Origin of the sequence: Clostridium hydrogenum (assembly GCF_021432385.1) — a bacterium.
Classification (GTDB): domain Bacteria; phylum Bacillota; class Clostridia; order Clostridiales; family Clostridiaceae; genus Clostridium_S; species Clostridium_S hydrogenum.
Window position 1 is genome coordinate 220,001 of sequence record NZ_JAEACT010000005.1, and the last position, 26,126, is coordinate 246,126.

At 31.4% G+C, this 26,126-nt stretch carries 23 protein-coding genes, 1 tRNA gene and 2 rRNA genes (1 of these 26 cut by a window edge); 20 read left to right on the forward strand and 6 right to left on the reverse strand.

Annotation, left to right across the window (positions count from 1 at the left end; all coding sequences use genetic code 11):
- The 3 genes from CUEA01_RS24515 to CUEA01_RS24525 form a co-directional block, all read left to right on the forward strand.
- A 23S ribosomal RNA gene (locus tag CUEA01_RS24515) occupies positions 1-2,265 on the forward strand; it begins 642 nt to the left of the window's first position.
- Between the two features lie 77 nt (positions 2,266-2,342).
- Positions 2,343-2,459, forward strand: a 5S ribosomal RNA gene (gene rrf / locus CUEA01_RS24520).
- Between the two features lie 5 nt (positions 2,460-2,464).
- Positions 2,465-2,540, forward strand: a tRNA-Lys gene (locus CUEA01_RS24525).
- Between the two features lie 84 nt (positions 2,541-2,624).
- Here CUEA01_RS24525 and CUEA01_RS24530 read toward each other — a convergent pair.
- Positions 2,625-2,924 (reverse strand): hypothetical protein, encoded by a 300-nt coding sequence (locus CUEA01_RS24530; RefSeq protein ID WP_234125097.1) that lies wholly within the window; start codon positions 2,922-2,924, stop codon positions 2,625-2,627.
- 160 nt (positions 2,925-3,084) lie between these two features.
- Between CUEA01_RS24530 and CUEA01_RS24535 the strand changes: the two genes are divergently transcribed.
- The 3 genes from CUEA01_RS24535 to CUEA01_RS24545 all read left to right on the forward strand — a co-directional run bounded on the left by CUEA01_RS24535 (position 3,085) and on the right by CUEA01_RS24545 (position 6,399).
- On the forward strand, positions 3,085-4,185 hold the full coding sequence (locus CUEA01_RS24535; RefSeq protein ID WP_234125104.1) for an HD-GYP domain-containing protein: 1,101 nt from the start codon (positions 3,085-3,087) through the stop codon (positions 4,183-4,185).
- A gap of 13 nt (positions 4,186-4,198) precedes the next feature.
- Positions 4,199-4,864, forward strand: a complete 666-nt coding sequence (locus tag CUEA01_RS24540; RefSeq protein WP_234125106.1) for an HAD family hydrolase — start codon at positions 4,199-4,201, stop codon at positions 4,862-4,864.
- Positions 4,865-5,007: 143 nt separating this feature from the next.
- Positions 5,008-6,399, forward strand: coding sequence for a glycoside hydrolase family 1 protein (locus CUEA01_RS24545; RefSeq protein ID WP_234125108.1), 1,392 nt, complete (start codon positions 5,008-5,010; stop codon positions 6,397-6,399).
- A gap of 655 nt (positions 6,400-7,054) precedes the next feature.
- On the opposite strand, the gene CUEA01_RS24550 is transcribed toward CUEA01_RS24545, so the two are convergent.
- Positions 7,055-7,765, reverse strand: coding sequence for a GntR family transcriptional regulator (locus CUEA01_RS24550; protein WP_234125110.1), 711 nt, complete (start codon positions 7,763-7,765; stop codon positions 7,055-7,057).
- Positions 7,766-7,985: 220 nt separating this feature from the next.
- On the opposite strand from CUEA01_RS24550, the gene CUEA01_RS24555 reads away from it, so the two are divergent.
- From CUEA01_RS24555 to CUEA01_RS24580, 6 genes are all read left to right on the forward strand, one after another.
- On the forward strand, positions 7,986-8,774 hold the full coding sequence (locus tag CUEA01_RS24555) for an ABC transporter ATP-binding protein (protein ID WP_234125112.1): 789 nt from the start codon (positions 7,986-7,988) through the stop codon (positions 8,772-8,774).
- 3 nt (positions 8,775-8,777) lie between these two features.
- Positions 8,778-10,412: a hypothetical protein gene (locus CUEA01_RS24560; protein WP_234125113.1), complete on the forward strand. Its 1,635-nt coding sequence runs from the start codon at positions 8,778-8,780 to the stop codon at positions 10,410-10,412.
- Positions 10,413-10,513: 101 nt separating this feature from the next.
- On the forward strand, positions 10,514-12,154 hold the full coding sequence (locus tag CUEA01_RS24565) for a spore germination protein (RefSeq protein ID WP_234125114.1): 1,641 nt from the start codon (positions 10,514-10,516) through the stop codon (positions 12,152-12,154).
- Entirely contained in the window at positions 12,147-13,247 is a 1,101-nt protein-coding gene (locus CUEA01_RS24570; RefSeq protein WP_234125116.1) for a GerAB/ArcD/ProY family transporter, read from the forward strand. The genes CUEA01_RS24565 and CUEA01_RS24570 overlap by 8 nt, the downstream gene beginning before the upstream one ends.
- Entirely contained in the window at positions 13,240-14,514 is a 1,275-nt protein-coding gene (locus tag CUEA01_RS24575) for a Ger(x)C family spore germination protein (RefSeq protein ID WP_234125117.1), read from the forward strand. The genes CUEA01_RS24570 and CUEA01_RS24575 overlap by 8 nt, the downstream gene beginning before the upstream one ends.
- Positions 14,515-14,528: 14 nt before the next feature.
- Positions 14,529-14,696, forward strand: a complete 168-nt coding sequence (locus tag CUEA01_RS24580; protein WP_234125118.1) for a hypothetical protein — start codon at positions 14,529-14,531, stop codon at positions 14,694-14,696.
- A gap of 40 nt (positions 14,697-14,736) precedes the next feature.
- Here CUEA01_RS24580 and CUEA01_RS24585 read toward each other — a convergent pair whose 3' ends face one another.
- The gene (locus CUEA01_RS24585) at positions 14,737-16,260 is read right to left on the reverse strand and encodes a methyl-accepting chemotaxis protein (protein WP_234125119.1); all 1,524 of its coding nucleotides are present in this window, start codon (positions 16,258-16,260) and stop codon (positions 14,737-14,739) included.
- A 264-nt stretch (positions 16,261-16,524) separates the two neighbouring features.
- Between CUEA01_RS24585 and CUEA01_RS24590 the strand changes: the two genes are divergently transcribed.
- Both CUEA01_RS24590 and CUEA01_RS24595 read left to right on the forward strand, forming a co-directional pair.
- Positions 16,525-16,974 carry a MarR family winged helix-turn-helix transcriptional regulator gene (locus CUEA01_RS24590; protein WP_234125120.1) on the forward strand — a complete coding sequence of 150 codons (450 nt, stop codon included), beginning with the start codon at positions 16,525-16,527 and terminating at the stop codon, positions 16,972-16,974.
- A gap of 147 nt (positions 16,975-17,121) precedes the next feature.
- Positions 17,122-17,820, forward strand: a complete 699-nt coding sequence (locus CUEA01_RS24595) for a class I SAM-dependent methyltransferase (RefSeq protein WP_234125121.1) — start codon at positions 17,122-17,124, stop codon at positions 17,818-17,820.
- 49 nt (positions 17,821-17,869) lie between these two features.
- On the opposite strand, the gene CUEA01_RS24600 is transcribed toward CUEA01_RS24595, so the two are convergent.
- Both CUEA01_RS24600 and CUEA01_RS24605 read right to left on the reverse strand, forming a co-directional pair.
- Positions 17,870-18,733, reverse strand: coding sequence for a polyphosphate kinase 2 family protein (locus tag CUEA01_RS24600; protein ID WP_234125122.1), 864 nt, complete (start codon positions 18,731-18,733; stop codon positions 17,870-17,872).
- A gap of 117 nt (positions 18,734-18,850) precedes the next feature.
- On the reverse strand, positions 18,851-19,315 hold the full coding sequence (locus CUEA01_RS24605) for a hypothetical protein (RefSeq protein WP_234125124.1): 465 nt from the start codon (positions 19,313-19,315) through the stop codon (positions 18,851-18,853).
- Positions 19,316-19,524: 209 nt separating this feature from the next.
- Here CUEA01_RS24605 and CUEA01_RS24610 point away from each other — a divergent pair, with 209 nt between their 5' ends.
- The gene (locus CUEA01_RS24610) at positions 19,525-19,674 is read left to right on the forward strand and encodes a lmo0937 family membrane protein (protein WP_234125133.1); all 150 of its coding nucleotides are present in this window, start codon (positions 19,525-19,527) and stop codon (positions 19,672-19,674) included.
- Positions 19,675-19,829: 155 nt separating this feature from the next.
- Positions 19,830-19,985, forward strand: a complete 156-nt coding sequence (locus CUEA01_RS24615; RefSeq protein WP_234125137.1) for a lmo0937 family membrane protein — start codon at positions 19,830-19,832, stop codon at positions 19,983-19,985.
- A 341-nt stretch (positions 19,986-20,326) separates the two neighbouring features.
- Here the strand turns inward: CUEA01_RS24615 and CUEA01_RS24620 are convergent, their stop codons facing one another.
- On the reverse strand, positions 20,327-21,643 hold the full coding sequence (locus tag CUEA01_RS24620) for an aspartate kinase (protein WP_234125146.1): 1,317 nt from the start codon (positions 21,641-21,643) through the stop codon (positions 20,327-20,329).
- A 311-nt stretch (positions 21,644-21,954) separates the two neighbouring features.
- On the opposite strand from CUEA01_RS24620, the gene CUEA01_RS24625 reads away from it, so the two are divergent.
- The 4 genes from CUEA01_RS24625 (at position 21,955) to CUEA01_RS24640 (ending at position 25,606) form a co-directional block, all read left to right on the forward strand.
- Positions 21,955-22,698, forward strand: coding sequence for a peptidylprolyl isomerase (locus tag CUEA01_RS24625; RefSeq protein ID WP_234125148.1), 744 nt, complete (start codon positions 21,955-21,957; stop codon positions 22,696-22,698).
- Between the two features lie 174 nt (positions 22,699-22,872).
- Entirely contained in the window at positions 22,873-23,574 is a 702-nt protein-coding gene (locus tag CUEA01_RS24630) for a YveK family protein (RefSeq protein WP_234125151.1), read from the forward strand.
- A gap of 10 nt (positions 23,575-23,584) precedes the next feature.
- Positions 23,585-24,310 (forward strand): CpsD/CapB family tyrosine-protein kinase, encoded by a 726-nt coding sequence (locus CUEA01_RS24635; protein ID WP_234125153.1) that lies wholly within the window; start codon positions 23,585-23,587, stop codon positions 24,308-24,310.
- Between the two features lie 339 nt (positions 24,311-24,649).
- The gene (locus CUEA01_RS24640) at positions 24,650-25,606 is read left to right on the forward strand and encodes a phosphotransferase family protein (protein WP_234125160.1); all 957 of its coding nucleotides are present in this window, start codon (positions 24,650-24,652) and stop codon (positions 25,604-25,606) included.
- The last annotated feature ends 520 nt before the right edge of the window (positions 25,607-26,126 follow it).

Sequence of the window (26,126 nt, forward strand, 5' to 3'; positions counted from 1 at the left end):
ACTTAAGGTACGGAGCCGAAGGGAAACCGAGTCTGAATAGGGCGACTAGTTGCATGCTGTAGACCCGAAACCGGGTGACCTATCCATGGACAGGGTGAAGCGGAAGTAAAATTCCGTGGAGGCCCGAACCACATTGGTGTTGAAAAACCATGGGATGAGCTGTGGATAGGGGAGAAATTCCAATCGAACTCGGATATAGCTGGTTCTCCTCGAAATAGCTTTAGGGCTAGCGTCGTGTATGAGTACTGGAGGTAGAGCACTGAATGAGGTAGGGGCTGACAACAGTTACTGAACTCTATCAAACTCCGAATGCCAGATACTATTAGCACGGCAGTCAGACTGCGAATGATAAGATCCGTAGTCAAAAGGGAAACAGCCCAGACCACCAGCTAAGGTCCCCAAGTGTAGATTAAGTGGTAAAGGATGTGGGATTTCTAAGACAACTAGGATGTTGGCTCAGAAGCAGCCATACATTAAAAGAGTGCGTAATAGCTCACTAGTCAAGAGATCCTGCGCCGAAAATGTCCGGGGCTAAAATCTAACACCGAAGCTGTGGACTCGTACTATGTACGAGTGGTAGAGGAGCATCCTGTATGGGCAGAAGTCGTACCGAAAGGAGCGGTGGACTGTACAGGAGAGAGTATGCTGGCATAAGTAGCGAGAACTAAGTGAGAATCTTAGTGGTCGAAAATCTAAGGTTTCCTGAGGAAGGTTCGTCCGCTCAGGGTAAGTCGGGACCTAAGCCGAGGCCGAAAGGCGTAGGCGATGTACAATCGGTTGATATTCCGATACCACCAAACAACGTTATCAGAAATGGGATGACGCAGAAGGATAGGATGTGCACACTATTGGATGTGTGTCTAAGCACTGAGGATGAATACATAGGCAAATCCGTGTATTCTTAAGTCTAGGGTGTTACGGGGAAGCAAATTTATTTGCGAAGTATCTGATTTCATGCTGCCAAGAAAAGTCTCTATCGAGGAGTTTGGTGCCCGTACCGCAAACCGACACAGGTAGATGAGGAGAGAATCCTAAGACCATCGGAAGAATTGCTGTTAAGGAACTCGGCAAATTGACCCCGTAACTTCGGGATAAGGGGTGCCTACGAGAGTAGGCCGCAGAGAATAGGCCCAAGCAACTGTTTATCAAAAACACAGGTTTCTGCTAAAGCGAAAGCTGATGTATAGGAGCTGACGCCTGCCCGGTGCTGGAAGGTTAAGGGGAATGCTTAGCGCAAGCGAAGGCATGAACTTAAGCCCCAGTAAACGGCGGCCGTAACTATAACGGTCCTAAGGTAGCGAAATTCCTTGTCGGGTAAGTTCCGACCCGCACGAATGGCGTAATGATTTGGGCACTGTCTCAACAGCAAATCCGGCGAAATTGTAGTGCAAGTGAAGATGCTTGCTACCCGCGATTGGACGGAAAGACCCCGTAGAGCTTTACTGTAGTTTAGCATTGAGTTTCGATATTGTCTGTACAGGATAGGTGGGAGGCTAGGAAATAGTTTCGTCAGGGACTATGGAGCCATCCTTGGGATACCACCCTGACAGTATTGAGATTCTAACCGGAGGCCATGAAGCTGGCCACGGGACATAGCTAGATGGGCAGTTTGACTGGGGCGGTCGCCTCCGAAAGAGTAACGGAGGCGCCCAAAGGTTCCCTCAGCGCGGTTGGAAATCGCGCGAAGAGTGCAAAGGCAGAAGGGAGCCTGACTGCGACACAAACAAGTGGAGCAGGGACGAAAGTCGGGCTTAGTGATCCGGTGACACCTCGTGGGAGGGTCATCGCTCAACGGATAAAAGCTACCTCGGGGATAACAGGCTGATCTCCCCCAAGAGTCCACATCGACGGGGAGGTTTGGCACCTCGATGTCGGCTCGTCGCATCCTGGGGCTGAAGTAGGTCCCAAGGGTTGGGCTGTTCGCCCATTAAAGCGGCACGCGAGCTGGGTTCAGAACGTCGTGAGACAGTTCGGTCCCTATCCGTCGCGGGCGTAGGAAATTTGAGAGGAGCTGTCCTTAGTACGAGAGGACCGGGATGGACTGACCTCTGGTGTATCAGTTGTCGCGCCAGCGGCACGGCTGAGTAGCTATGTCGGGAAGGGATAAACGCTGAAAGCATCTAAGCGTGAAGCCCCCCTCAAGATAAGATTTCCCATAACATAAGTTAGTAAGACCCCTGAAAGAACATCAGGTTGATAGGTTAGAGGTGTAAGGATGGTAACATTTTTAGCTGACTAATACTAATAGGTCGAGGGCTTGACCAATATAAATTACTATGCAATTTTGAAAGTACAAAATACTTTCAAAAAAATTGACTGATGAAGTCAATCATAAAAATATATCCGGTGATAATTGCTTGGTTGTAACACCCGTTCCCATTCCGAACACGAAGGTTAAGAGCCAACGCGCCAATGGTAGTGCAGGGGCAGCTCTGTGTGAGAGTAGGTCGTTGCCGGGTAATTTGGTTTATTAGCTCAGTTGGTAGAGCACATGACTTTTAATCATGGTGTCCGGGGTTCGACTCCCCGATAAGCCACCAAATATACAACAAAGGTATGGAGCTGTTAACTGAAGTGTCAGATAACAGCTCTTATTTTAATCTAATGGTTATTTATTATTTTATCTAGCAGAAATCTTCATGGCAGTCATCACATTTATCACATTTATCACAGCAATGGTGTTCATGGTGATGGTGGCACTTGCATTCGCATTCGCATTTTGGGGTAACAGCACAAATGCAGCAAATTCTTATATACATGCATTCACCATGATGTTTTACTAAAACTACATCTCTGCATACCTTTTTTATTTTTACATCTTCTAGTTTTCTACATTGTTGAAGAAGTAATGTAACTCTTCTGTGTTTGTATCTTTTTAATACTCTTCTAATGTTCTCCATGCGCTTACAACATTTTTTGCTCATCATTATCGCCTCCTAATAATATAATATGTGCACATTAAAATAGTGACACTAAATTTTATAATTATATAGAGCGATACTTTTGAATTAACAAGTATGTATTTTATATCTATAGTGTAGTATAATAAATAATAACTAATAAGAATTACGGGGTGTTAAAGTTATGCGATTAGTTCCCATAAAAAGTGTAAAGGAAGGAAGCGTTTTAGCAAAAAACATATACGACGGTGAAGGAAGAGTTCTTTTAAAAGAAGGGGCAGAGTTAAAAAAGCCTGTATTAGAAAAAATAGAAGCTCTACATATTTATACTCTTTACATAAATGATAAATATAGCGATGTTATTATAGAAGATGTTATAAAACCTGAAATAAGGCAAAAGTCTATAAAGCAAATAAGAGATGTATTTTATAAACTTGAAAACATTAACAGTAGAAAAAGTGACTATAAAGAAAGTGAAAAGGAATTCCAATCAATATATTATGTAGCTAGTGAGCTTATAGATGAAATAGTATCAAAGAAAAATATAATGATAGGATTAGTAGACATAAAGAGTTTTGATGATTATACATATCAGCATTCTGTTAATGTTGCAGTTATATCGCTTATTATAGGAATTAAACTTAAATTTCATAAATATGAACTTTTTGATTTATGTGTTGGGGCTCTTCTTCACGACGTAGGAAAAGTTTTTATATCAAGTGAAATATTAAATAAAGAAGGAGAATTAACAGAGGCTGAACGTAAGATAATAGAAGAACATCCTAAGTTAGGGTATGATTATCTTAAAGGAAGCTATGATGTATCAGTACCTGCTAGAATAGTTACACTTCAACATCATGAAAGAATTGGTGGGCAAGGATATCCAGAGGGCAGGGAAGGTGAAAGAATAAGTATACTTTCTAAAATTGTTGCTGTAGCAGATGTCTATGACGCTATGACATCTGATAGGGTATATAGAAAGGCCTTGCCTCCGAATGAGGTATTAGAATATATAATGGCAAATGGAGGTACACAGTTTGATTATAAGATAGTGCAAGCCTTTTCTAAGGTTGTAATACCTTATCCAGAAGGAACTCTTATTAAATTAAGCAATGGAGATATATGTGTAGTAGTAACTGTATATTCTGAAATGCCACTTAGACCAGATGTAAAGGTAGTTTATAGTGATGATAAAGGGAAAGTTGATTCGATTATAGAACTTTCCAAAGAAAATTCTATAGTAATTGTTAGCATTGAACATAATGCTCCGGAAGATGATGAATAGAGGGGGAGACTTTATGACGAAAGTAGTTATATTTGATATGGATGGAGTTATAGTAGATACAGAACCATTATATAGAAAGTTAAACGGTGAATTATATAAAGAATTGGGTGCTGATATAACACTTGAAGAACAGTATAGCTTTGTTGGAAAAGGAGCTGAAATTATATGGACAACTATAAAAAATAAGTGTCAGCTTAAGCAAGATGTCAATGAGCTTGTGGAGTTATCTAGAAAAAAGAAGTATGAGCATTTATCAAGCAATGAGGTTGTTATAAAACCCATAGATGGAATAAGTAGGCTTCTTTCTTCACTTAAGGATGCTGGATTTAGAATAGTTATGGCATCGTCATCTCCAAGAAGTAATATAGAAGTTATTTTAAATAAAGTTAAGCTTATAAATTATTTTGAATATATTGTAAGTGGACAAGATGTTAAAAGGGGAAAGCCTAATCCAGATATATTTTTAAAAGCAGCAGAAAAGGTTAATGCGGATGCCAGTGACTGTACAGTTGTGGAAGACTCAGCGAATGGCACAATAGGTGCTAAAGAAGCAGGAATGAAATGTGTTGGGTTTAGAAATTTAAATTCTGGAAATCAAGATTTAAGTAAGGCAGATATAATAATAGATAAGTTTGATGACGAGGGCATTACAAAGATCATTGAAATTGCATCGAAATAAATATAACGCTTGTATAATAATACAAGCGTTATATTTTTGCCTAAATTAATATAATATTATAGATTAAAAGTATAGACATTTTAGTTTAAAATATATATAATTAATTTATAGAAAATCGATTACATAAGGTGGAGGATGATTATATGAAGTACGAATTTCCCAAAAATTTCTTATGGGGAGCTGCAACATCGGGACCTCAGGCAGAAGGAACTTTTAATAAAAAACATAGAAGTGTATTTGATTACTGGTATGATGTAGAGCCAGATGCTTTTTTTGATAAGATAGGGCCAGCAGTTACATCAAACTTTTATAATAGCTATAAAGAAGATTTAGCTATGTTAAAAAGTATAGGTTTTAATTCCTTTAGAACATCAATTCAATGGACAAGACTCATAGATGATTTTGAAACAGCAACGATTGATGAAGATGGTTTTAGATTTTACAATGATCTTATTAATGAAGCATTAAAACTAGGCCTTACACCGGTTATAACTTTAAGTCATTTTGATTTACCATATGAGCTTTACGAAAAATATGGTGGATGGGAGTCAAAACATGTATCAGATCTTTTTGCCTTGTATGCTAAAAAGTGTTTTGAATTATTCAGTGATAGAATAAAAAATTGGACGACTTTTAATGAACCTATGGTTGTTGTAGAAGGTCAGTATTTATACCAATTTCACTATCCTAAACTTGTAGATGCTAAAAAGGCTCTTCAAGCTGCTTATAACATAAATTTATCATCTGCTAAGGCAATTAAAGCATTTAAAGATGGTGGCTTTGATAAAAATGGAGCAAGAATTGGAATTGTATTGAATTTGACCCCATCATATGCAAGATCAGAAGATAAGAAGGATGTTCAAGCAGCAAATTTTGCGGATATATTCTTTAATAGAATGTTCTTGGATACAGCAGTTAAAGGAAAATTCCCAGAAGAATTAGTTGAAGTTCTATCAAGGGATAAAATGTTATGGGAATCAACTGATGAAGAATTAAAATTAATGGATGAAAACACTGTGGATTTCTTGGGAATAAACTATTATCAACCAAGAAGAATTAAAGCAAGAGATGATGAATTTGATGAATCAAAGGGTTGGATGCCAGAAAAATATTTTGATAATTATATTATGCCAGGCAGAAGAATGAATCCATACAGGGGATGGGAGATATACCCTAAAGCTATATATGATATAGCAATTAATATAAAAGAAAACTACAACAACATTCCATGGTATATATCTGAAAATGGCATGGGTGTTGAAGGCGAAGAAAAATTCAGAAATAAAGATGGTATGATAGAAGATAAATATAGAATTGATTTTGTGAGAGAGCATTTAGAATGTCTTCATAAAGGTATTGAAGAAGGTAGTAATTGTTTTGGATACCACATGTGGACACCAATAGATTGTTGGTCATGGAGCAATGCATATAAAAATAGGTACGGATTTATTTCATTAAACTTAGAAAATCAAGAAAAGACTATAAAAGAATCAGGATATTGGTTTAAGGAAGTTGCTGAAAATAACGGATTTTAAAATTATTGAGAAGTAAGAGCATTCTGGAACATTAAATAGCATGAATAAATCTAAGAGGAATATTTTCAAAATCCTAAGAACTTTCAATAACTCACTAGCGTTCAAACAAATTGAAAGTTCTAAGTCTTTTGAGAATATTCCTCTAAGATTTATAACATGCTATTTAAATTTTTCCAAAACGCTCTTACTTCTCAATTACAGTGGTTTAAGGAAAAAATTCCTCCGTGCCTACGGAATTTTGGTATATTACAGAAACAATATTTATTATTGAAATCATTAAAATCACTGTATTAAGTTGTTAGAAAATAATTATATATTGTGAAGCAAAGATGTAGTGGATTAATTAAATAACCTTTGGTAGGTGTAGGAAAAAAATGATGTTAGGGAATAGTGGTGAAAAAATTTCTAAAATAAAATTGTATAAAACTTAGTGGGAAATTTTTTTAAGCTTTAGAGCTTTAGATTGTCTGAGCATCTTTTTGCGAGTTATCGAAAGCTCTTAAGCTTTAAAAAATTTGCCGCTTAGTTTTATTAATTCTATTTAGGATTTTGAGCCGCCATTCACTAACATCATTTTTCTACACCTTCCAAAGGTTATTTGATTTTGTACTACACTTTAGTTTGCAATGTATATTAGTTATGAATGTTGAATATTTTAGCGGAATATTACTGTTTTAAAGGCAAAGGATTTATAAGAGTGAATTGCTGTTGAATATTCAAAGGCTTTTCCATTTTCTAAAAAACCAACTTGCTCTGCTATGGCAACAGGATCACCATCTAAAAGGTTTAGGTACTTTTGCTCTTCAGATGTGCATTTTCTTACACTTATAGTCCTATTAGCACTTTGTATTTTTAGCTTTAATTCTTGTTCTATATACTCATAGATAGAAGATAGACAATGATTTTTAGTAAGTCCAGTGATTAAATTAATAGGCATATAAGTATGTTCAATTACTGTAGGAATGTCATCTATATATCTGACTCTTATAATCTTATAAACGAACTCCTCATGATCTAGATTTAAACTTTCTTCTATTTTTCTATTACTTGGAATAACCTCAAAAGTTAGAAGGTCACTCGAAACTTTACTAGAAGTATTTATTGCTGTAAGTCCTCTAAATTGGTTGGCAATTGAAAGGTGAGCAATATCTTTAGAACTCATATCTTTTACAAAAGTCCCTGAACCTCTTCTCTTTACAATTAAACCTTCGTTTACAAGAGTATCTAGAGCTTTTTTTACAGTCATTTTACTAGCAGAATATGTACTGCATAGGTCTTTTTCAAACGGCAGTTTATTATTAGCCTCAAACTCACCATTAAGTATTTTATTTCGGATATCGTTTGCAATTTGAACGTATTTTATCATAAAATTCTCTCCTAGTTAAAATAATAAGTATATTATAACACGTTTTTTTTAGTTAAAGTATATACTTATACAGATATACCACTTGAAACTTCAAAATTAATTTGTATCAAAATGCCGTCTTCTGGGGATTTTGGTAGTTGGAATGGTATATCTTTAGATAGACAAGTTTGATATTTATTGGTAAAATATGTACAAAGCGTTTATTGGGGGGGAATAAGTTATGGAAACAAATAATGAACCTATAATTTCAATAAAAGATTTGAGAGTAAGCTATGGTCAGCATGAAGTTTTAAAGGGTATAAATCTAGAAGTTTATAGGGGTCAGATAATAGGATATATCGGAACAAATGGTGCAGGTAAAAGTACTACAGTAAAAACTATACTTGGATTGGTTCCTAAATATAGTGGTGAGATTAAAATATTTGGTAAAGATATTAAAGAAAGTGGTATAGAATATAAAAAGAGAATAGGGTACATACCAGAAGTGCCAGATATATATGATAATTTAACTGCTAAAGAGTATTTAACTTTTATGGGAGAAATTTATGGATTAGATTATGATAAAGCAGATCAAAAAGCGCAAAAGCTTATGAATCTATTTCAAATAGAAAAATCATATAATTCAAGAATATCTTCTTTTTCAAAGGGGATGAAGCAAAAGGTACTCATAATTGCTAGTCTTATACACAACCCAGATATTCTATTTTTGGACGAACCATTAAGTGGTTTAGATGCAAACAGTGTAATGATATTTAAGGAAATATTAGCGGAGCTTGCAAACCAAGGTAAGACTATATTTTACTCATCGCATATAATGGATGTAGTTGAAAAGATAAGTACTAGGATTGTGCTTATAAATAACGGTGATATTGCGGCTGATGGAAGTTTTAATGAGCTTAAAGAAAAATCAAAAGAAGGTTCACTTGAGCAAATATTTAATCAACTTACAGGCTTTAATACGTATAATGAGTTAGCTGAAGAGTTCGTTTCTACAATTGAGGAGGTGTAAGCTTTGAAGGAATTTTTGCTTTTGAAATTTCTAGATAAGTTTAGTGGCTTCTTCAATAAAAGAGGAATTGACTATAAAGTTATGAGAAGGATTATTCAAATTAAACTTACATTAGATAAGAGGAGACCTAGCAACCTATTTCAACAAACAAAAAAAGATACAGGTAAAGAAAGTTTTGATTATTCATTGATAATATTTGGTTTTATTGGATTAATGTCATCCATTATTATATTTGAAAATATACCTATTTTTATCAAGATGAATGTTATAACGGCAATGATTTTATTTATGGTAATGACGTCGCTTGTAGCTGATTTTTCTGATGTACTCTTGGATGTTAAAGATAAAAGTATATTATCGCCAAGACCTATTAGTTCAAAAACCTTAAATACTGCAAAGATAATACATATAGCTTATTATCTTATAAAGACTACATTTGCTATTTCTATTTTTGCAATGGTATTTGGAACTATGAAATATGGACCAATATATTTAATTGCATTTTTAGTTGATAATATATTGATGTTAGGATTTATTTTATTTATCACATCAATAGTTTATTTTATTATACTCACTTTGTTTGATGGAGAAAGATTAAAGGATGTAATAAATTATCTTCAAATAGCTTTTGCCATTATTATTTTAGTATTATATCAGCTTATGGGAAGAATCATGAATGTCGCTTCAATGGGGAAGGATTTTCATTTAAGTGTATGGACATATTTTTTACCTAGTGCATGGTTTTCAGCTATTTTTCATATTATTGTTGATGGACAATATGAAACAGGATATATTGTGCTAGCCGTAATTGGAATTATATTGCCTATAGCTGTTTTTATTGTTTATACAAAATTTATTGCTTCATATTTTGAAAAGAATCTTACTAAACTCATAAATTTTGATAATGGAAGTAAAAAATCAGGTAAGAGGAGTAAATTAAAGAATAAAATTTTAAGTGTAATTTGTCCTAATAGAACGCAGAGAAATTTCTTTAGATTTGCTATTAATATGATTTCAAGTGAACGAAAATTAAAATTAACAGCATATCCTTATTTAGCTTTTGGGGCAATATTGCCATTTGTCTTTGTATTTAATTTCACCATGGGTAGTAGTGGAGATTTTTTAACAAAGATTTCAAATGGGAAATATTATTTTGGAATTTATTATACTTTGATTTGTGCTTCAATTAGTATAGTTTATATGGGAAGAAGTGAAAAATTTAAAGGTGCCTGGATTTACGGGGTACTTCCTTTAGAAGATATGGAAGATGTGTATAAAGGAACTTTTAAAGCATTTTTTATTAGGCTTATATTTCCGATAACCTTTGTTACAAGCTTGATATTTATGGCATTATGCGGAATAAAAATACTTCCAGACATTATTGCCATAATGATTAACCTACTTTTATTGACCATAATTGTGTTTAAAATAACCTCTAGAGAGTTACCTTTTTCTAAAGATTTTACTACTAAGTATAGTATGAGTGAGTCTTTTATATCTATGGGGATAACGGTTGTTATAGGATTAATTCATTACTTAGCTACTAAAATTTCATTTGGCATATGGATTTATATTGTGGTTGCATTAATTGCTATAATAATTATGTGGAAGAATACCTTTAAAGTAAATATGGCTTAAATTAAAAAACGATGTGGAGTTGAACTACATCGTTTTTTTTACATAAAATTTTATAATATTGGGAAAGATATTACATAAATACAAAAGATTAAGGTGATTTTATGGATAAGAATTCAAATATATTTAAAAAGTTATTATCACTAATTACATATAAAACACCAGACAAGAAAAAAGAATTTTTTATACCTGAGGTAAATGAAAAAGGGTATCATGCTGATGAAAATGAGCAAGAAGATTATATTTCAGATAATATAGATGATAATCTAAAATATTTAAAAAATGAGTTTAATTATCCTACAAATAAGGATATTGTAATTAGAGAATTTAAAGCCATGGGCAAGTATAGAGCTTTTATAGTTTATATTGATGGTATGGCTGATAGGAATACAATAAATAACTTTATTTTAAGACCGCTTTTAAAAAGTAAGGGTGCAAATAAAGGGGAAGAGGTTAGGCTTGAATATATATTAGAAAATGTAATTGAAACTGATCAAGTTCAAAAGGTTACAAAGTCCAATAAGATTATAGATGAGATACTTTACGGAGATACAGGATTATACATTGATGGATGGGATTTTTATATTTTTAGTGAAACTAAAGGGTTTGATAAAAGGGGAGTTGAAAATCCCAAAACTGAGGCGGTAGTAAGAGGACCCCAAGAAGCCTTTAATGAAAATCTTCGTACAAATGTAACTTTACTTAGAAGAAGTATAAAAAATAAAGGTTTTACAACGGAATTTATTAAAATAGGTAAACAAAGCAATAAGCTTTGTGCCATTTGTTATATCAATGGATTAATAAATCCTGCAATAGTGACTGAAGTAAAAAGAAGATTAAATGGAATAGATACAGCAGAAATAGAGAGTTCGGGTATGGTTGAACAATTTATTGAAGATAGTCCAATGAATTTAGTTCCGACGATACTTTCTACAGAAAGACCAGACAAAGCAAGCCTGAATATGCTAGATGGTAAAGTTGCTATAGTTGTAGATGGTTCGCCATTTGTTTTGGTTGCACCTATAACCGTAATTGATATATTCCATTCTCCAGAAGATGTTACAGTTAGATGGCAATATGGAACTTTAATTAGATTTGTAAGGGTATATGCCATATTAGTAGCTATGCTTTTGCCAGGTTTATATATAGCAGCAACAAACTTTCATCAAGAAATGATACCAACAGAGATATTAATAGCTATTGCAAAGGCTAGAGAAAATGTACCTTTCCCCACTATAATAGAAATTTTATTAATGGAATTATCATTTGAACTTATACGTGAAGCAGGAATTAGAGTGCCAGGCATGCTTGGAAATACAATTGGCATAATTGGGGCATTAATATTAGGTCAGGCGGCAGTTCAAGCAGATTTAATAAGTCCAGTAATAATAATTATAATCGCAACAACTGGGCTTGGAAGCTTTGCTATACCAGACTTTTCTTTTGCTTTAGGAATAAGGTTATTGAGAATATTATTTATTTTAGCAGGATACTCTTTGGGCTTTTATGGCATAACACTAATGCTGGTAGTAGTTGCCTCTTTAGGTTTTGATATAAAATCTTTTGGGGTACCATTTTTCTCGTCATATGCACCTAAAGTTAGAAAAAGCTTTGATAAGGTTATCAGATACCCCGTTTGGAAGCAAGAGTTTAGACCAGATGAGTTTAATCCTTTAAATGTAAGACAGCAGCCTAAAATCTCAAGAAAATGGACTGAACAATGTGAGGATAAGAAAAATGAATAAAGAGGGTAAGTTTGGAACATTTGAGATGGTAACATTGGCAACTCCAGGATTATGTGCGAAAATCTTATATACCAGTACGTCCTCTGCAGTTAAAGAAGTTGGCACATTTGCTTGGTTTATGACTATTATATCGTGTATTACAGCTATAATATTTTTTGATTTAACTTGTGTTCTTTTAAGCAGGTTCCCTGGTGAAGACATATTTAGTGTTTATGAGAGGGTGTGGGGTAAATTTATAGGAAAGTTAGTAGCAATATTGTATTCAGCTTTTTTGGTATTTTATTGTGCTTCAAATTCAAGAGAATTTCTTGAAATGATAAAAAGCTATAATTTGCCTGATACTCCTTCAAGCATTATTATTGGAAGTTTAATTGCAGTTTCAGCTTTAATTTGTTATAAGGGAATTGAGAATATATCTAGACTTTCATATATAATATTTTATTTACTTTTAATAGGAACTTCTATAATACTAGCTTTAGCTATTCCATATTATAATTTTAATTACATTAAGCCGTATTTGGGCTATGGTCTAGGTAAAACTGTATATATAGGGTTTTTAAGAAGTTCAGCTTATCAAGAAGTTATGACGCTGGCTGTAATAGTAAAGTCATCACATAATCTAAAGGATTTAAGAAAAGCAGGCTTAATAAGTCTTATAATTACAGGGGTATTTTTTTCAATAACTATGTTTCTTTATGTGAGCGCCTTTGGTTATATGCTTGCAGGAGAAAATGTATCTGGAATATTTCAATTATCAACAACTATATATTACAACAGATATTTTCAAAGGATAGAAGCTATATTTCTTTTTATATGGGTTTTAGTTTCAATAATTAATACATCATTATCATTATATATGGCTGTAACTATTTATTGTAAAGGCTTTAATATAAAAGAGCATACAAGATTGATACTACCATTTTGCTTTTTAGTATATATGGGATCATTAATTCCAAATAACTTTTCAGAAGTAATTGATATCAACATGCGTATTATACGTCAATATAGTTTTGGAATGCCACTTGTGTTTCCGGCTTTAACATTATTAATTTCCATAATATTAAAAAAGAAGGCGGAAAAAAATAATGTATAAGAGAATACTAAGTATATTATTATGTTTAATATTATTGGTTACTTTTACAGGATGCATTGAATCCTCCGAAACTGATGATAACGTTTATGCAATAAGCATTGGGCTCGATAAAGGAAATAATAATAAAGTTATAGTGACAATACAATATCCAACATATAGGGATGGTGGTGGTGTAAGCGGTACAAATAGTTCAGCCAATAGCAGTTTAGGTGCTAATGTGCATTCTATCGAGTCACCAAGTGTATTGCAAAGTGTAAATCTTTTTAATATGGCAATATCAAGAAAGGTATCACTTAAACATGTTAAAATGCTTGTTATTTCGGAGGAACTTGCAAGAAAGGGCATCGCACAATATGTTGTACCTTTAGCTAGATTTAGAGAACTTAGAAGAAGTATGTCTGTAATTATAACAAAAAATAAAGCTGTAGATTTTATAAAAGATAACAAGGCGAATATAGGTAATAGTGTTACAAAAACAATAGAATTAATGGAGGTACAGTCTAAGACTACTGGTTTTTTTCCGGTAACAAAGTTACATGAGTTCTATAAAGAGTTAAGCATGTCATATGGTCAGGCATATGCAGCTTATACAGGAATAAACGATTTAACTAAACTTAAATTTAATAAAGCCAATAATGATGGTTCTCAACTTATGATAAATGAAAATTATTTGCCGGGAGAACTTCCGAGAAGTGGTATTGCTAAAAGGGAGTTTGTTGGAACAGCAGTTTTTGATGGAGATAAGATGGTTGGAGCATTAAACCCTTGGGAAACAAGATGTTTGCTTATGATTACAAATAAATTTAATAAGGGAGTATTTACAATCGATGACAAACTTTCTCCAGAAAATGCTATAGCTATAGAATTAAAATTGGCACGTAAAACTAAGATAAAGGCTAGTTTTAAAGACGATAAGCCGAATGTTGACGTTGACTTGTATCTTGAAGGGGATATTGGTGGAATCCAAAGTAGAATAAGTTATGAAAGGCTTGATTTAATGCAAAACTTAAATCATCAGATAGAAGTATACATAAAAAAACTTATGGATAAAACCATAGAAAAAACTCAAAAAGATTTTAAATCAGATGTTTTTCAATTTGGAGAAGAATTTGTAACATATTTTCCAACAATACAAAAATGGGAGGATTATAACTGGCTTAAACATTATCCAGAAGCAAAAGTTAATGTTAATGTAAAAGTAGAGATTAGAAGAACAGGACTTAGAACAGGTCGCTTTCATATTTTTTCAGATAACGGTAAGGATTAAGGGATGTGTAGCATATGAATTATTTACTTTCTTTATTCATTATAGCTGTAGGATATTATACAATAACATATGGAGTTCACCTATGGAAGAATGAAAACAATAAGCTTGGAAGTGTTGGGACAATTATTATAGCTATAGTTGGAACCGTGGTGCCTATAATTGTTTTGTTTGTTAAGGGTTAATTTTATTGGAGAGAGGCGGTTTAGTCTCTCCAATTTTGGGTTATACAGTTATTTTTAAATCCGCGCCTATAACTCCTATAATTTCATTGTTTGAATCTAATATTGGCATTGATACAGTAACACATGGGTTAGAGGTTATAGAAGATATATAAACATTTGAAATGTAATCTTTACCGTGTATACTTTCCTTAAACCACTGTCTCACATTAGCATTAGCTATACCATTTGGTGGGTTTGAATAAATAAATTTACCCTTGGCATTGTTTGTCCATATTGCTTCTATAAGTGAATGCTTATTTGAAAATTCAAGAAGTATCTGTTTGTGGGTATTTTCATCCAAAGAAGTAAGCTTATTATCGTTAAGTAAATTAGTTTTTATTAGATTTATAGTTTCATTACATTTGTTTTTTACTTCTTTAGTATTAAGTTTTATTACATCGTCTTCAATTTTTTTAGAAAAAGAGCTTAAAGAAGTTGAAGTATTAGTTAAGAAATTTTTCATTTTTATTAAATCTTTAATATTTTCATTTTGAATTTCAACAGAGCTATACATATTAGTTACATTTGAACTTATATCATCGAAACTAGCATGTATATTATTAAATTCAGAACTTACGGTTTCAATTGACTTGGATTCCCTTTCCGTTGCACCTAATATTTCACTTACACAAGTTAAAATATCATCAACAGAATACTTTATTTCATTTAAAACCTTCTCTATGTTTTTAGAGTAAGTTACACTCTTCTCCACATTTTCTTTATTTGGAATGGCAGCATTTACAACTATATCAACTTGAGCTTGAATTTTTTCTACTAGCTTAGATATTTCAGAAACAGATTCCGTACTATTGTCTGCAAGTTTACCTATCTCGGAAGCAACAACACTAAAACCCTTACCAGCTTCTCCAGCACGGGCAGCCTCAATTGAAGCATTTAAAGAAAGCATACGTGTTTCGTTTGCAATAGCGTTAACTGTATTGAGTATAGAGTTTATTTCCGTGGAAATTTGTTTTAACTCATTAATACCGTCAACTGTTTTATCTGTAGATGCTTTAATTTCCTTGATAGTAGTGACAATTTGCATTATTTCATTTAAGCCACTCATAATAGTTTGTTGGGATTTATCAGAAGCAGCAGATATGTTTTCAGAAGTAATTTTTACATTTTCAAATAAAGATAAAATTTCTTTTATTTTATCAAGTGTAGTATTAACTTTTTCATAACTTATATTATTTATAGCCGAAAGATTTTTAGCATCTTTGTAAAGTAATTCAGTAGAAGAAGATGTGTTTTCTATCGTTAATGATAAATCATCTGTTACTGATGAGATTTTACTAAATAGTACTTGAAATTTAAAATTTTCTTTAAGTAGTTTTTTCCTAAGAGAATCAATTAACTTTAAATGGGAATTAGCATGTTTATCATTTATTGAAAAGTAGTAGTTGTCATCTAATAATTTAGATAAATAGTTAGAAGTAGCTTTTTTACTTTGTTGAAGTATTAAGCTAAATACAATAATGCATATGATTATACCCATTAACAAGCCTAGAGAAAAATAAATCAAAGTAAACCCTCCTTGTTTGTAAAAAAATCAAAATGAAGTATTTGTTACAATTTTTATATATTATGAAGTTTATTGTTAATAATATTTGCACATCTTTAAACAATTATTAAAATTTACAAAGATTATACCATAAGTTATCAATTGAAACAATGACATGTGAGAGAAAATTATTGATAAGTACAGTTCCAGTGAAGTATAATACTAAACATAATATAATATGCGTATGGTAATAAGATGAAAAAACATATAAATATTGGAGGAGCTATGGATAATAGTAAGAAGTATGTAGATTCGTTTAGCAAGGTATGGCACAAAGTTCTTAAATTTTCATATGGTAATCAAGTTAGTGAGAAATTTAAAGAATTGAAGCAGTTATCGCATATAGAAATAAGTATAATATCACTAATTTACAATAACCCTGATATAATAATTAGAGAAATATGTGATGAAATAGACGTTCCTAAAAGCTCAATGACTAGTATGATAGATAGATTGGAGAAGAAGAATTATTTAATAAGGGTGATTTCAAAACGTGATAGACGTTCTTTTGGTTTAAAACTTACTGAAGAGGGAATGAAAATTCAAGAGCAGCATGAAAAGTATGAGGAAGAAATATTTAATTTTATTATTAATTCTTTGGATACAGAAGAGGAAAAGGAAACATTTATAAGGCTTACAGATAAAATAGCCAATAATATGAAGGAATTTTTTTAGAAAAGATTCATGTGGTTTAATCCATATGAATCTTTAATTTTCTAGTAAAGATATAAAAAAAGTACTATTGACAATATAATACGAAAGTAGTACTATAATCAAAGTAGTACTAATTTCGTACTATATTAATTATTAGAAGGTGTTTTTATGAAGAGAGGAAATTACGGTTTAGATGCTCCATTGTGTATAATTTGTTTTTTAGTCGTAGGTATAATTTTAAGTGCACTAGCTATTTTTATAGGAAATATTTTTTTAAAAGTTTTATTTTTTATCATTAGTTTTTGGTTTATTTTTAGTGGAATGGGTATGATTTTTAGCAGTAAGATTGGTAAGTATATCTTAAGAGATAGGATTATAAGTAAATTGGGTATCGATGGTGAAGAAAACATTCTTGATGTAGGATGTGGAAGAGGTTTAATGATTAATGGGATTGCACAAAAGTTAAGAGCTGGAAAGGCATATGGAATAGATATATGGAGTTCAAAAGATCAATCTAGGAATAGTAAGGATGAACTATTGAAAAATGCACGCATAGAAGGTATAGAAAATAAGCTTGAAATAGTAAATGCAGATATGAGAAAAATGCCATTTGAAGATAAGTATTTTGATGTAATTATATCAAGTTTGGCTATTCATAATATAAGTGATAGGGAGGAAAGAAAAAAGGCCATAAAAGAAATAGCTAGGGTAACAAAAGAAAATGGTAAAATAGCTATATTAGACCTTGCAAATGTTGATGAATATGGTAGCATTTTAAAACAAAGCGGATTTACTATTAAAGAAATTACTAAAAATCAATATTTAATGTTTCCTCCAGTAAAAGTGCTTTATGCGGTTAAAGATTAATTAAAGTATTTTATGTTATGTGGAGATATAGTAAGCAAGAAAAAGCTTACTATATTTCATTAAGTAATTGTTCTTTACATTTCTCTAAGTTTTTTAATTGTTCTTCACTTAAAGAAGGATATTGCAGATTTAATTTATCTAAAGTATTTATAACGATTTCTGATACTGCAAGCCTAGCAAACCATTTTTTATCACTTGGGATAACGTACCAGGGCGCATCTTTACTAGCTGTTTTCGATATAGTTTCTTCATAGTATTTTTGATATTCATCCCAATATTGACGTTCTTTTATATCAGCATCTGAGAATTTCCAATTTTTTGATTTGTCGTCTATTCTAGCTAGTAGTCTTCTTTTTTGCTCATCCTTAGATATATGTAGGAATATTTTAATGGGAATTATACCGTTATTAAACAAATATTTTTCAAAATTATTTATTTCGTCATATCTTTTGTCCCAAATATCATCCGTAATAAGTTCATCAGGTATATTTTCATTTTTTAAAAGCTTATGTAATCTTACAACTAGAACTTCTTCGTAGTAAGAACGGTTAAAAATTTGAATTTGTCCTCTTTCTGGTAAATGTACAGAAGCTTTTCTTAAGTAATCATGTTTTAAATCTTCACTAGTAGGTTGCTTAAAACTAAAAACCTTTGTGCCCTGTGGATTGAGTCCAGACATTACGTGTTTTATAGCACCATCTTTTCCTGCTGTATCCATGGCTTGGAAAATAATTAAAATTCCATATTTCCCTTGGGCGTAAAGTTTATCTTGAAGTTCTACCATTTTTTTAATGTTATTTTCAAGCTGTACCTTAGCTTCTTCTTTGGAATTAATTTCATAAGTACAGTCTGTTTTTATGTCTTGAAGTTTAAAGTATGAATTATTTTCAATTTTTAATTTTGATAATTTCATAGACAACACCCCTTACTAAGGATATTTTATCATGGATTATTTAAGTTAACAATTCATGATAAAATATCCTTAGTAAGTTGTTAGAAAATAATTTGGTGTGACAGTAAAGCATTCCTATTAAGGATTAGAAGTTTGATTGCTTTGAGAATTTTTCATAGCATCTCTTAATTTTTGGTTGATAGTATCAGCTTGTGCTTGAGTAATTACACCGCTAGATACTAGTGAACTTAATTGATTTTTTCTATTACCACCATTTGCATGATTACTGTTTTGACTATTTTGATTGCTGTTTTGTTGTCTTGGTTTATTCATGTTTTGTGTTACTTCAGCTAGAATTTTATCTGATTGGTCTTGAGTTATTGTTTTATCAGCAACTAATTCTTTAAGTACAGTTTCATATCTTGTTTTCATAGCTGATGGGTTAAAGTTTCTATTTCCTTTATTATAGGCATGTCCATTACTAGACGCTGTTGCTGAAGATGTAGAAGATGTTTTATTAGAACTACATCCAGTAAGAGCAATAATTGAAATACTTGCAGCTATAAAAATTGACATTAATTTTTTTATATTTGATCTTTTCATTTTAGTTATTAGCCTCCATGTGCTTATTATTTAATTGTTATTATAATAATTAAAACTTAAACAACACTTAAATAAAAATAAAATAAGCATAAAATTTATATAACTTAAAATTTATGCTCATAATTGTTATTTTCCCCATAGAAATTTATTGACTTTATATTTATAATAATAGCATATTAACTTTTGGATAAAAAAAGGAGGTACTTAAAATGAAAGCGCTTAGAGTTATAGGTGGAGTTATAGTGTTTTTTTGGGTTTTAGGACTTGTATTTAGAATGAGTGGATTTTTAATACATTGGCTATTAGTAGCAGCAGTTGCAGTTTTTATATATGACTTCTTAACAGGAAAAAGACGATAAGTAATATGTAAAGTTGAAAAGCGCCATAAATTTTATGACGCTTTTTTTATTAGTTGTAGGAGCCATAATATCATAAAATTTCAAGAATAAGAAAAATTAAAATGCACATGCTAAGTGTTAGAAAAAAGTATAAATTAGCGAAAGGTGGAATTAATTTGAACATTCTTAAATGGATAGGCGCAGTAGTTTTGTTTTTCTGGATTTTAGGAATCATATTTAGAATAGGAGGTATGTTTATACACTGGCTTTTAGTTATAGCTGCAATAGTATTTATTGTTGATTTTTTTATGGGAAAAAAGACTTTACAGTGATGCAAGGTTAAATAAATGAACAATGCAGGATTAGGGATATGCTGCTTGAAAAATCGAAATTATAAATATCAAGGTTATTCTGACAAAGCACAATTTGAAAAGCAGAGTACAGATGACAGAGTACAGTGAATGATGATTTACCTTTCGCTTTGCTTAGGTAAATCTTGAACTTAATGCTGTCAGCTTCGCTGAGCGCCATACATAGATCAATTGCGCAGCAATAAAAAATAAGTTTTCAGATTTTTCGTAGCGATAGCGGAGAAAAATCAACCATCACTCTACTCTCTGCTCTTTACTCTCTACTATGATTCAAATTCAGTTTGGTCATTATTATTGTAGTGCTAATTAAAAACTTTATAAATCCCTTTTACAGCCTTTTCAAAATCGGCATTTTCAACTCCAACTGTTACATTTATTTCACTAGAACCTTGATCTATCATTCTTATATTTACATTTTCACTTGAAAGTGCAGAGAATATTTTTGAAGCTATTCCTGTGCTTTTTGCCATGCCACGTCCAACTGTAGCAACAAGAGCCATGTTAGGATGTATTTCTATAGAATCAGGGCTACATTGTCTTTTAATCTCATCTATAACTTTAGAACATTTATTCTTTAACTGAGAATCTTCTATAACAAGAGAGACAGAGTCAACGCCAGAAGGCATGTTTTCAAAAGAAATACCATACATTTCAAGTATAGAAAGAAGCCTTCTGCAGAAACCAATTTCGGAATTTAAAAGAGCTTTTTCTATTGCTATTACAGTAAAATCTTTTTTACCTGCAATACCTGTTATTGTACCAAAACGAGTAGCCTCCGAAGTATCACTTACAATTAAAGTTCCAGCATCCTCTGGTTTATTTGTGTTTTTAATATTTATTGGTATTCCAGCATCTCTAACAGGAAATATAGCTTCTTCATGGAGAACTGTGGCACCCATGTAAGAAAGCTCTCTAAGTTCTTTATACGTAATTTTTTCTATAGTCTTAGGATTTTCAACTATTCTTGGATCAGCCATTAGGAAACCTGATACATCTGTCCAATTTTCATATAAATCAGCTGCAACACCAGCGGAAATTATTGATCCTGTTACATCAGAACCACCCCTTGAGAAGGTTTTTACATTTCCATCAGCACCTGAACCATAAAAGCCAGGTATAACTGCTTTATCACATTTTAAAACTTTCTCTTTTATATTTGAGTAAGTTTTTTCTTCATTTAAATTTCCAGATTCATCGAAGAAGATGATATCAGCAGCATCGATAAATTCAGCATCTAGATATTTTGCAAGTATTCTGCCGTTTAAGTATTCCCCTCTACTTGCGGCATAATCACTTGAAGCCCCATTTTCTATATCTGTTCTTACCTTTTCAAGATATGAATTTATGTCTATAGCTACGTTTAGTTCGTTTACTATTTCTATGTATCTTTGGCAAATAAGTTTAAATACATCGTCAAAAGGTATTCCATTTTGTACGTGTGTATGGCAAAGGTATAAAAGATCTGTAATTTTATAGTCTTTGCTGTTTCTTTTGCCAGGAGCAGAAGGTATTATGTATTTCCTACTCTTATCGGAAGTAATTATTGACTTTACTTTTTTAAATTGATTTGAGTCAGCCAGTGAACTACCACCAAATTTTGTAACTACTAGATTATTCATGTTTAACCACCCTTTTTATAATTGTTGTTTATATATTTAGAATAGCTTATAATTATTCATTATACTATAAGAAAAAATAAATTTCTTCAAAAAACATAAATAATTTGTAGGATATTTGTATTTTAAATGTAAATAAGTGCCTATGTTTAAATGAGTGTGAAAATCAACACTTATTTAAAACATGGACTAGTAAATATATGTAGATAAAAATTTAAGTTAATGGTATTATTAAAGATATACCACTATGAAACTTGAACTGGTATATCTATAAAGAATATTAATTTAAATTTTATTTTATAAGGAGTAATCAAATGGAAGATAAGGTTTTGGCGCTAGTAAATGGCAGAGAAGTAACAGAAAAAGAACTTGATGAAATTGCAAAAAGATTTCCAGAGGATAGAAAGAAATACTTTGTTGGTGAAGAGGGTAAAAAAAGACTTTTAGATGAAGTAGTAGCTTTTGAGCTTATTTATACTGATGCAATGGAATCTGGTCTTATGGAAGAAACTTTTTATAAAGAACAAATAGAAAATGCGAAAAAGCAAATATTAACACAGATGGCAATAAGCAAAATTTTTGGTGAAGTTGCCGTAGCAGAATCAGAAGTTGAAAGATATTATGAAGCAAATAAAAGCATATTTGAAGATCCTGAAAAAGTAAGTGCTAAACATATATTAGTAAATACTGAAGAAGAAGCTTTAAAGATAAAAAAGGAAATAGAAGCTGGAAAAACTTTTGAAGATGCAGCTAAAGAATATTCAAGTTGCCCATCAAAAGAAAGAGGCGGAGACCTTGGTGCTTTTGCAAAGGGACAAATGGTTCCAGAATTTGAAAAAGTAGCATTTGAACAAGAAATTGGGGAAGTTGGAGAACCTGTAAAGACACAATTTGGATATCACATAATTAAAGTTGAAAATAAAATTCCAGCATCACCAAGACCATTTGAAACTGTAAAAGATATGATAAGGCAAAGACTTATGGAAGAAAGACAAAGTATGAAATACAGCTGGTATGTTGATCAACTTAAGGATAAATACAAAGTAGAAATAAAGTAGAAATAAATCAATTTAAAATTAATGCGAAGTAAGTGTAATTTAGGATATTAAAGGTTTATATGAACCATCCTTAATTACACTTACTTCGCATTTTTTGATATTGCTTATGTGATTAGAAACGAGTATAATATTATTACATATATGGAATAATATGTTAATTGGGGAGGGGACTTATTGGAAGAGCAAGAAGGAACTTTAGAATTGAAAGAAATTTTTCGCATTATTTCAAGAAGAAAAAAGCTTATATGTATAATAAGTATTTTAGCTGCTACTTTATCAGGAGTATTAAGTTTTTTTGTAATTAAGCCTACATATCAATCAGAGACAAGCATTATTGTAGGAAGGCCTGAAAGCCAATCTGAAAATGAAAAACTTGATAATAATGATATTATAATGTATCAAAATTTGATTAAAACTTATACTGAAATAGTTACTTCAAAACCTGTATTAGATGAAGCTATTTCTACACTTGATGTAAAACTAAGTGAAGAACAGTTAAAAAAGGCTATAAAAGTTACTTCACAAGAGGGAACTCAAATTCTTCAAATTAATATAACTAGCGATAGTGCAAGTGATGCTTACAAAATAGCAAATGCTATAACCAATTCTTTTATAGACAAGTCAACGGACATATTTCCATCTTCAGGAGTGAAGCTTTCCGTTATGGATGAAGCAGAGGTGCCTAAAGAACCAATAAAGCCAAAAAAGATTTTTAATATAATAATAGCATTTGCTTTAGGACTTTTTATTTCTATTGTTATAGCCTTTATACTAGAATATATGGACAACACAGTAAAGTCTGAAGATGATGTAAGCAGGTATTTACAAATTCCAGTCATAGGCATAATACCAGATCAGCCAGATATGAAGTTATAGGAGGAAAATGATGTCGGTTTTTATAGTAGAAAGTAAACCAAAGTCTCATGTATCGGAAGCATATAGAACTCTTAGAACTAATATACAATTTTCAACTTTTGACAACGAAATTAAAAGTATACTTATAACAAGTGCTGGACCATCAGAAGGAAAAAGTACAACAGCTGGGAACTTAGCTTTTGCCATGGCTCAAATCGGTAAAAAAGTTATTTTGTTGGATTGCGATTTAAGGAAACCTTCAATTCATAAGAAATTTTCAATATCAAATAAAAACGGTTTATCAGATTATCTTATAGGAGAAGTTAATTTTGAAGATACTGTTGTAAAATATTCCGATAACTTACATGTAATTCCTTGTGGTACAATACCTCCAAATCCGGCAGAAATGATATCTTCAAATAAACTAAAAAATTTTATACAAGAATGTAAGGAACTATATGATTGTGTTATTTTAGATACTCCTCCGGTAATAGCTGTGACAGATGCACAGATTATAGCATCGGAGGTAGATGGAGTTTTGCTTGTAGTAGCTGCAGAACAGACGGATAAGAGTGCTATGTTAAAGGCTAAAGAACTACTTGAAGATTCTAAGGCAAATATAATAGGCAGTGTATTAACTAAGGTTAAAATTAAGTCTAGTTATGGATACGGTAAAGCTTATTATTATGCAGAAGAGAATAGGTGTAATAAAAAATCAAAAATAAAAAAGAAAGGCTATGTCTTAAAAGAATGTTGATATGAGATTATGAAATTAATGGACTCTAAGAATTGCTCATAAAAGCAACACATCACATCAGTATTCTTTTAAAAATAGCTAAGCATACTATAAGGAAGATATGTTTTAAATAAGTTAGAAAATCAACACTTATTTAAAACATATGCAAAAGAAAAAATGATATATACTGTTGTAACATAAAAAGTATAAATAAAGTAGAAGATTTTGTTCATTTATACGAAAAAACAATATGCATTTATAAAGAGCTTTAATAAAGTTAGTTTGTAATATATAATTTTTGTTAGTTAAGTTAAAATTATATTTTATAAGGTAAATTTATGAAGTTTAGGGGATATGATAATGGATAGTGCTACAAAAAATAATCAGTCAAGCATAATAATAAATAAGATGGTAGAAAAAGCATTTAATGGAGTAAAAGCAGTAAAGATACAGGAACTAAAAGAAGGTTTTTTTAATGCAGCGTATTTAATAGAGTTAGAAAATAAAGATGAAGTTGTATTAAAGGTTTCATCAGCTAGAGGTACTTTAATTATGACACATGAAAAAAACATAATGTTTACTGAAACTGATGTTATGAATATGCTAAAAAGAAAAACAGACATACCAATTGCCGATGTGATTTATTATGATAATAGTCATAATATATGTGAATCGGACTACTTTTTTATGTCTAAAATTCCTGGTGAGAGCTTAAATTCTATTTCAGACAAGCTTGAAAAAGAAAGTAAAACTCATATTGATTATGAATTAGGAAAACTTAATAGAAAGATTAATGGCATAAGTGGGAAAAAGTTTGGATATTATGCTCAACCTAATAAGCAGGGAACTAACTGGTATGAAGTATTCTTTAGTATTGTAAATGATGCTATCAATGATGCAAAAACTTTAAATATTGATATTGGAGTAGAATATGATAGTATAAAAAAGTTACTACACGAAAATAAGAATATATTTGAAGAAGTTAAAATTCCTAAACTTGTTCATTGGGATTTATGGGCAGGTAATGTTTTTGTCCAAAATGGAAAAATTACAGGACTAATTGATTTTGAAAGATGCCTTTGGGCTGATGAGCTTATGGAAGTTGGATTTAGATCATATAATTATAGTGAAAACTTTTATAGAGGCTATGGAATCTTAAAATTAACTGAAACACAAAGCTTACGCGTAAGATGGTATGATTTATATTTGTTTTTAATTTGTGTTTTAGAATGCGATTATAGGAAATACAAGGAACGTGATATATATAATTGGGCAAAACAAAAAATAATTGAAACAACAAAATTACTTAATGGTTAGCTGAAATAGAGCTGGTGCGCTAAAAAATTGTTTAAACGCATTTTTAAATGTTTCTAACCAACTAAATCAGAGTACAGAGTACAATGAAGGATGATTTACCTTTCCTTACGTCAGGTAAATCTTAAACTTAACTGTTGTCGGCTTCACTGATAACAGTAATAAAGTGATTGCGTAAGCAACCAAAAAATAAGTTTTAAGATTTTCTGTAGCAAAGCGGAAGAAAATCATCCTTCTTTGTACTCTGTACTTTATACTTTGTACTTTGGTTTAATGCTAATTAGTAGTTGATTAACTGATAAATCACAATAAACTTTTCCAGAAGTATCGTTATAAGTAAAACGAAGATAAGTGGAGTAAATTATAAAAAAAGTATGATAATTTTAATATTTAAAGGGAAATAGTAAAAACAGCGTATAAAAGTATGTTATCATATTTAACGTTGTCACTAAACGACAACAAATCACATTAAATCTTGAAAAACGAAAAAAATAAAAAAAGTAGTTGACAAGATGAGACAAAG